A 1,976-nucleotide genomic window follows, 5' to 3' on the forward strand; every position below is an offset into this window, starting at 1 on the left:
AGACTTTGGCGCCCTTCGATGCGGCCCGAAGGCCGAGTCCGCCCCGTTGGAGATTCGGGCATTGGCGCCAGCCAGACCTCGCGGCTCGAAGCCGATCGGTCGAGGGAGTGCGGAGACGTTTTTCTTTTTTGGCACGGGGATTGCACTATAACAAGTTGCTCGCGCGTGAGTTGGCCTCGCCGCGTGAGCCGGGACAGAGAAGAGGTTTTTTATCCCCAACAGGGGCCGGCAGACAGAAGAGGCCAACGAAGCGGACCGGGACCGTCGGGCTCCCCCCAACACGCGATGCTCTCCTCCGCAACGACGAGGAACCCACCCGACGGGCCGGAACACCGGCTTCTATCCCCAGCAGGCGAGTCGGCAGCGGCCACTCGCCTGTATTTTTTTGCTACAGCAAAATGCAACACGTGTTGCAATATTGAACACCTTTTCGTAGTATCCGAGCATACCACTATCGTGGTATCAGGCTGCCGTTTCTAGCCCGCATCCCCCCGGACACGTCCGTCGCGAAAGAAGAACCTCTGTCTTCCGTCGCATTCCCCAAGATACAATGGCAGAGAATCAGGAAGTAGATCACAGATTCCGGGAAGCAACCCAAAAGGATTTGCTGATGGCAAACGGTTGGTCCACGTGGGACATCGTCCTCTGGTTGGTCCTCGCTTTTGTGGGGGTTAACCTCCTCTTGCAGGTGATGCTGCGCTTTCGGGCAGCGTGGATCAGCCGCTTTCAGGACGAGATTCAGCAGTCACGAAAACGGACGGGCGGAGACGGTCGGTCGCCGGAGACCGATGGGGCTCCTTCCGCCCGGCGGGCAACTCGCCCCTGACGGATGCTGATCAGCCGCAAAAATTCGCTTTCGTCACGCACTGTTTGCGAGGAGTTTGGGGCGGCAGGCGGGCCGGGGGTTAAAAGTTTCCTCACCTTTAAGGAATACTGAATCCCGGCAAACCGTGCCGGGACCCGTTAAGTTGGTGAAGTGAATCGTCAATCTGTTAGGTGAAAATCTGATGTCCAAACGATTTTATATCGAAACCGTCGGTTGCCAGATGAATGAGCTGGACAGCGAGCTGGTCGTCGCTGCGCTCCAGGAAGCGGGCTACGAGCGGGTCTTCCAGCGTCAGCAGGCCGATATTATCCTTTTCAACACCTGCAGCGTCCGGCAGCATGCGGAGGACAAAATCTACAGCGCTTTGGGAAGACTCAAGCACCTCAAGGAGCAAAAACCCGGGAAAGTCATTGGAGTATTGGGGTGCATGGCGCAAAAGGACCAGGAGCTCATTCTCAAGCGTGCGCCGCACGTGGATCTGGTTGTTGGTCCCGGACAGGTCGCCCGCCTGCCTGAGCTTCTCGAATCGCTGGCGCACCGCACTGGTCCCATTATGGAGGTCAGTTTGGACCGCCGTGGCCAACCACGCCAAAAGGTTCAGGCCAGTTTCCTCAACCCTGATCGGCAGAACCGGCCGATTGTCCGACCGGTGAAGCACCAGGCGTTCGTTCGCGTGATGTTCGGCTGCGACAAATTCTGTACTTACTGTATCGTGCCCAAAGTGAGAGGTCCGGAGCAGAGCCGGTCCCCCCAGGAGATTTTGGAGGAGGTCCGACAACTGGCCGACCAGGGCTGTGTGGAAATAACGCTTCTGGGCCAAACGGTGAACAGCTATCGCTGGGAAGAACCAGGGCGGACAATCCGACTGGCAGATCTGCTGGAAAAGGTGCACGAGGTACCGGGAATCCGGCGAATACGGTTCGTCACGAATTATCCGCGGGACATGTCACGGGAGCTGCTCCAGGCCGTTCGTGACCTGCCGAAGGTTTGTCCGTACCTCCACGTTCCCGCGCAAAGCGGGTCCAATGCGGTTCTGAAACGGATGAAGCGGGGTTACACAGTAGAACAATACGACGAGATGCTGGCCACCATTCGGGAAATCGTCCCGGAGGCAGCCGTCACGAGCGATTTCATCGTGGGATTCTGCGGC

General features: G+C 58.2%; 2 protein-coding genes. Both read left to right on the top strand.

Annotated elements, in window-relative coordinates; genetic code table 11:
• The first annotated feature begins 610 nt into the window (after positions 1-610).
• A complete protein-coding gene (locus tag H5U08_RS17050) occupies positions 611-826 on the top strand; it encodes a hypothetical protein (RefSeq protein WP_297035828.1) in 216 nt (71 codons plus the stop codon).
• Between the two features lie 181 nt (positions 827-1,007).
• A partial coding sequence (locus H5U08_RS17055) for a MiaB/RimO family radical SAM methylthiotransferase (protein WP_297035830.1) occupies positions 1,008-1,976 on the top strand: 969 nt, incomplete at its 3' end.

This window comes from Thermogutta sp. (assembly GCF_014359955.1).
In the GTDB taxonomy this organism is placed as follows: Bacteria; Planctomycetota; Planctomycetia; order Pirellulales; family Thermoguttaceae; genus Thermogutta.